Below are 5,505 nucleotides of genomic sequence, written 5' to 3'. Positions count from 1 at the left end.
AAGACAACGATACTGAATTGGCAGGCGATGCCCTGGCGGCTCAGCACTCTCAAAAAGAAAACCGAAACAGGATTAAGGAATCAAAAACGAACAATGAATCTTCGGAAAAAGACAACGATACTGAATTGACAGATAATGTCTTTGCAGATCACGATTCTCAAAAAGAAAACCGCAGCGAGACTAAGAAAACAAAAACGAAAGATGAGCTAGTGAAAAAATCCTCAAAAAAAGACAAGGGTACTGAATTCACAGATAATGCCTTTGCAGATCACGGCTTTCAAAAAGAAAACCGCAGCGGGTCTAAGAAATCAAAAATGGATACTAAGTATGCAAAAAAATCCTTGGAAAAAAACAAAAAAAATAAGGGTAATGAATTAGCAAACAAACAAGTTTCCCAAAAAGAAAATCTTAATCAAACTCAAGATCTACAAAAAACTCCAATTGATGCTATACGAAAAACTCAGGATGTAGATCTAGACTCAATTGTCGTCGACGTTATTGATATTTATGAAGGAGTGGTTCAAAACGGATATGGATCGGTCTATATCTACAAAGAGCTAGCAAATCATTATTTTTTTAAAAATGAAATGGAAAAAGCCGTAAAGTGGTATGAGCAATTATTTGATATAACTAAAGATTTAGAGTCGATATATTTTTTCCGTTTTGGGGACGCATTAAATAAAATAGGTAAAACAGAAAAAGGTAAAGCTATGAAGGAAAAATTTTATCAATTAGTTGATCAGTAGGTAGTGTTTCACTAACTGTAAAAGTTGAAAAGACGACTTATTAAACAACAAGGATTTTTATAAATCTTTCAAGAATGCAGAAGATTTGACTTCATTCTTCCAAACAATGCACAAACGAGCTGTTGAAGATATGCTCGATGCTGAACTTGATTCTCATCTAGACAATAAAAGGCACGATAAAACTACTACGGATAATTATCGCAACGGACACGGAACTAAAAAAATCAAGACTTCTTTTGGTAGTCAGGAAATCAAAGTTCCTTGTGACAGAGATTCTTCTTTTAATCCGATTCTTGTTCCTAAAAGAGAAAACATAGCTCAAAGTATTGAAAATGTAATCATTTCACTTTACGCTAAAGGAATGACTGTAAGTGATATTGAAGAACAAATCAAAGAAGTTCATGATCTTGATGTATCTTCTTCAACCATATCTCGGATTACCAACACAATTGCTACAGAAGTAGTTACTTGGCAAAACAGACCCTTAGAAGAGCTTTATCTGATTGTTTGGATGGATGGAATTGTTTTCAAAGTCAGAGAGGGTTCCAAAGTCATCAACAAAACCATCTATTTAGCTGTAGGGCTCAACCGAGAAGGCTAAAAAGAAGTTTTAGGAATGGGTCTGAAAAGAATGAAAGCAGTAGCTTTTGAATAAGCGTTTTAACCGATTTAAAGGCTCGAGGTGTTGAAGATATACTCATTACAGCTACCGACACAATTTGAACGGTTTTACACTAACAATACGAAGTGTTTTTTCCTGAATCCCAAACACAAATCTGCGTAATTCACCAAATTAGAAATGCATGCAAATATGTTGTTTGGAAAGACCGAACAATTTTACTGGCGATATGAAGCATATTTACAATGTTCCAAATAAACAAGCAATTGAGTTAGCTTTAAATGATTTTGCAGAAAAATGGGAGGGTAAATATTCTTACGCTATCAAATCCTGGCGTGATAACTGGGACGAGCTCACTGTCTTTTTTGAATTTCCAATTGAAATCAGAAACATAATTTACACCACAAATCTAATAGAAAATCTCAATGGGAAAATTAGAAAATACACCAAAAAAAAATGTCATTCCCAACCGATGATGCTGTATTAAAATCTGTATTTTTGGCTTTAAGAGAAGTAACCAAAAAATGGACCATGCCTATTCAAAATTGGGGAATTGTTTTAAACCAATTTACTCTTATATTTGAAAAAAGGCTCCGAATATAAACGAAGCCTTGACTTTTCAATTTACACACTTTTTGGGACAGAGTCGATCAGTAACTGTTTAGTTATTATTTAAATATCCGTTTTGGTAAGTTAGCCGTATTGCTATAGTCTACAATGCTTTCTATTTCTCTAATTTACATTAATTTATTCCGCAAAATCGTGATTCATATTTTAACTGCTCCAGATTTCCAATCTCCACTGGGATAATTATTAAGTTGTTGACGTCTAAATAAAAACAACTTAACTGTTGTAAAGTTCCCAATAGATCTGTGATCGTGTTTAGTTTATTTGCTCCTAAATCTAAGTTGAGTAACTGTTCGTATTTCCAGATATAAGCCGACAGAGCGGTCAAGTCAAAAAGAGATAATTATCATTATAACCTCTTAAATTCAATTTAATGACGCTCTTTGCTATTCACATCTATCCCTATCGATATACCTGTCCGAATCCGGATTATCCACGTGCAAACAGTCACCCATAAAATTGTATGGATTTACCTTAAAAAAAAATCTATCTGAACATGCCTTTCCGTCATTTTACAAAGTAACTGCGATGCACACTTTTTTTTTGTAATTAAAGATAAGCTTGGTCTGTCTTATAATAATACTATTTAGAGAACCCAATAGTTATAACTATACGAATTCATCGATGCCTATATAAACAATAATCGAAATCTCTAATTTAGTTAATCTTAAAAATAGTAGAAAAGCTATATTTTACGTAACAAAGGTACACCTGAATCCTTAACTATTTTGATACTAGTATCTGCCAAATCACAAATTTTTTGTGGGATAGTTACCAAGTTGTTCTCGTATAAATATAAATGCTTTAACTTAGACAGTTTCCCTATCTCCGCTGGAATAGTATTTAGTTGATTATATGCTAAAGATAAAATAGTTAACTGTGTCAGTTTTCCTATTTCTTCTGGGATGGATATCAATTCGTTTGAGCTTAAATATAACCACCTTAACTTTGTCAGGTAAGCTATTTCTCTTGGAATTTGGATCAACTTGTTGTTATGTAAAAGTAACCCTGTTAAATTCACAAGATTTCCTATTTCTGCTGGGATTTCTGTTATTTTGTTTATATACAAATACAATTCCGTTAACTGTATCAGATTTCCAATGGATCGAGGAATAACGGTCAAGTTAAAGAGAGAATTGCCCTCCTCATTACAACCACTTAAGTCCAATTTAATAATCCTTCCATTATCATCTACGCTTACTCCTCTCCAGGTACTGATATCCGAATCCGGGTCATCCACCTGCCAGGATTTACCAATAGTATTGCCAGGATTACTCTTAAAAAGATCCACTAGCACCTGCCTATCCGTCATTTCACAAAGTAGTGGAAAAGTACTTATTTCTTGTTTTATCATTATTATTTTATTTTAAAAAATTAAGCTTGGATCATTGTCTCTAAAAAAAGCGTACTTAAGCAAAGACAAGAGCAAAAATAAGTACCGGACCAGATACAAAAAACTTATAAAGGGGTTACAAGAATTAACATCTGTACGAAAAAAAGATCAAAGAGAGAGACAGAAAACGTAAATTATTGAGCTGCTCAAAAAAAAATATTTCAAGAAAAGATCTAAAAGCATTTGTAACTATTAACATACGCTCTTTTAACCAATGATCGAAAATCTTTTTACCTTAAATTATCCTTAAAATCTTAAAAGGAAGACTTATTAAATATAGATTACCTCGTCATCTTTTACTATTAAGGCACCCGTCTTTTCCAGATCAAAAACCTTTTGCGGTATAGTCTTTAATTCGTTTGAATATAAATATAAATACTTTAATTGCGTGAGGTTACCTATATCCTCCGGTATAACCTTTAATTGGTTTGAGCTTAAACCCAACTCCGTTAAGTTGCGCAGGTTCCCTAATTCCGAAGGAAGATCGCTCAATTTATTACTGTGCAAGTATAATATTTTCAACTGTTCCAGATTCCCGATTGATGCCGGGAGAACATTCAAGTTAAAGAGAGAATTACCATTATCATCACAACCTCCTAAATCCAATTTAAAAACCCTTCCATCGGCATCCACGCTTACACCTCTCCAGCTTCTAATGTCAGAATACGGGTTATATATGCACCAAGATTTGCCAATGGTATTTGCTGGATTACATTTAAAAAGATCCTCCAATACCTCTCTATCCTTCATTATAATTGCCGGTAACTTACTTATTTTGTTTCTCATCATTTTATTTTTTTTAAGTTAAACTTGGACTATTACCATATAAAAGCATACTTACTCAAGGTAAGACGTAAAAATAGGCACCTGTCTGTCAGAAAAAAACTTCTGAGGAGGTACAAAAAGTCACATAATACAAAAAAAGTATAAAGGAGGTGCTCTTCTGTATAAAAAAGCGGGTCAAAATAATGAATATAATTCGCCATTGACATAACCTTTTTTCCAAGTAATTAATAGACCTTTCTAAATCAATCGCTAACTAAGTTTTCGCTTTATATCATCTATTTTTAAAGTTTTTTTTTTTTTTGAAAAATTACTACTGACTCTCTGTTAAATCAGTTATGCAAATATTTTTTTACATTTTTAAACAAGCTTTTAGCACATGTTACCCTTTTATCTTTAAATATTGAGGTCCCTTTGTTTTCCAAATCACAAACCTCTTGCGGAATAGTAACCAAGTCAATGTTGTTCATTAAATTTAAATACACTAGCTGGTCCAAATTTCCAATCTCCGATGGAAGAGTTTTTAATTGGTTGGAGCTTAAACCTAACTGCGTTAATCTTGCTAGGCTCCCAATCTCCGCTGGGAGAGACATCAATTTGTTAGTGTGTAAATATAAAGTCCTTAACTCGATCAGGTTTCCAATTTCAAAAGGAATATTAGTCAATTTATTTTCTCCCAAATCTAAAAACATTAATTTGGTCAGATTGCCAATTTCTACTGGAATTTCGGCCAATTGATTTGTACATAGATCTAAATAAATTAAGTGTTCCAGTTTCCCGATCGATACAGGAAGAACAGTCAAGTTAAAGAGAGAATTACCATCATGATTACAACCTCCTAAATTCAATTTAACTACTCTTCCATTGTTATCCACGCCTACCCCTCTCCAGGTACTGATGTCCGAATCTAGCTTGTCCACCGGCCATCCTAAAGTATTTTCTGGATTACACTTAAAAAGATCCTCTAGCACCAGCCTGTCCGTGATTACATTAACTGGCGGCAACGCACTTAATTTTTTTTTCATCATTTTATTTCTCGTTAAAGTTCTGCTTGGTCTATCGGGCATGAAAAAACGTATTTATCCAAAGCCAGGAGCAAAAGTAAGTGCCAGACCAAATAGAAAAAACTTATAAAGGGGTACAAAAAGTGACATGTTTCGAAAACCGTTAAAGAAATCTGTTGAAAGCGAAAGTTATTAAGTTGCTTAAGATTCATTTTTAAGATAAGATGCTGTTGAATTTTAAGTGATAGTATTAAAATGGAGTTGCTACATTTACTGGGACATAAATTTTAAGACTGTTTAAATAAAAATAAATATCTTAGAATTATGAAAAAA

General features: G+C 33.1%; 4 protein-coding genes and 1 pseudogene. 2 read left to right on the top strand and 3 right to left on the bottom strand.

Translation table 11 applies throughout. The features are described from left to right. Together ACEN2I_RS19785 and ACEN2I_RS19780 are read left to right on the top strand one after the other, a co-directional pair. A partial coding sequence (locus ACEN2I_RS19785; RefSeq protein ID WP_441767807.1) for a tetratricopeptide repeat protein occupies positions 1-746 on the top strand: 746 nt, incomplete at its 5' end. Between the two features lie 28 nt (positions 747-774). Then, positions 775-1,968 (top strand): annotated as a pseudogene (locus ACEN2I_RS19780) (IS256 family transposase); the annotation flags it as partial. 709 nt (positions 1,969-2,677) lie between these two features. Here the strand turns inward: ACEN2I_RS19780 and ACEN2I_RS19775 are convergent. From ACEN2I_RS19775 to ACEN2I_RS19765, 3 genes are all read right to left on the bottom strand, one after another. Then, positions 2,678-3,346, bottom strand: coding sequence for a leucine-rich repeat domain-containing protein (locus tag ACEN2I_RS19775; RefSeq protein WP_441767806.1), 669 nt, complete (start codon positions 3,344-3,346; stop codon positions 2,678-2,680). 309 nt (positions 3,347-3,655) lie between these two features. Beyond that, entirely contained in the window at positions 3,656-4,174 is a 519-nt protein-coding gene (locus tag ACEN2I_RS19770) for a leucine-rich repeat domain-containing protein (RefSeq protein WP_441767805.1), read from the bottom strand. 326 nt (positions 4,175-4,500) lie between these two features. Next, positions 4,501-5,196: a leucine-rich repeat domain-containing protein gene (locus ACEN2I_RS19765; protein ID WP_441767804.1), complete on the bottom strand. Its 696-nt coding sequence runs from the start codon at positions 5,194-5,196 to the stop codon at positions 4,501-4,503. Between the last annotated feature and the right edge of the window lie 309 nt (positions 5,197-5,505).

It is taken from the genome of Flavobacterium sp. W22_SRS_FK3, assembly GCF_052113665.1.
GTDB lineage: Bacteria > Bacteroidota > Bacteroidia > Flavobacteriales > Flavobacteriaceae > Flavobacterium.
The sequence above is the reverse complement of the archived record's forward strand: the minus strand, read 5'-3'. Positions and strand labels throughout refer to the sequence as shown.

Bases quoted from the DNA above. Each gene is read 5' to 3' on its own strand.
- ACEN2I_RS19775 (WP_441767806.1), bottom strand. From the start codon at position 3,346: ATGATAAAACAAGAAATAAGTACTTTTCCACTACTTTGTGAAATGACG.
- ACEN2I_RS19770 (WP_441767805.1), bottom strand. From the start codon at position 4,174: ATGATGAGAAACAAAATAAGTAAGTTACCGGCAATTATAATGAAGGAT.
- ACEN2I_RS19765 (WP_441767804.1), bottom strand. From the start codon at position 5,196: ATGATGAAAAAAAAATTAAGTGCGTTGCCGCCAGTTAATGTAATCACG.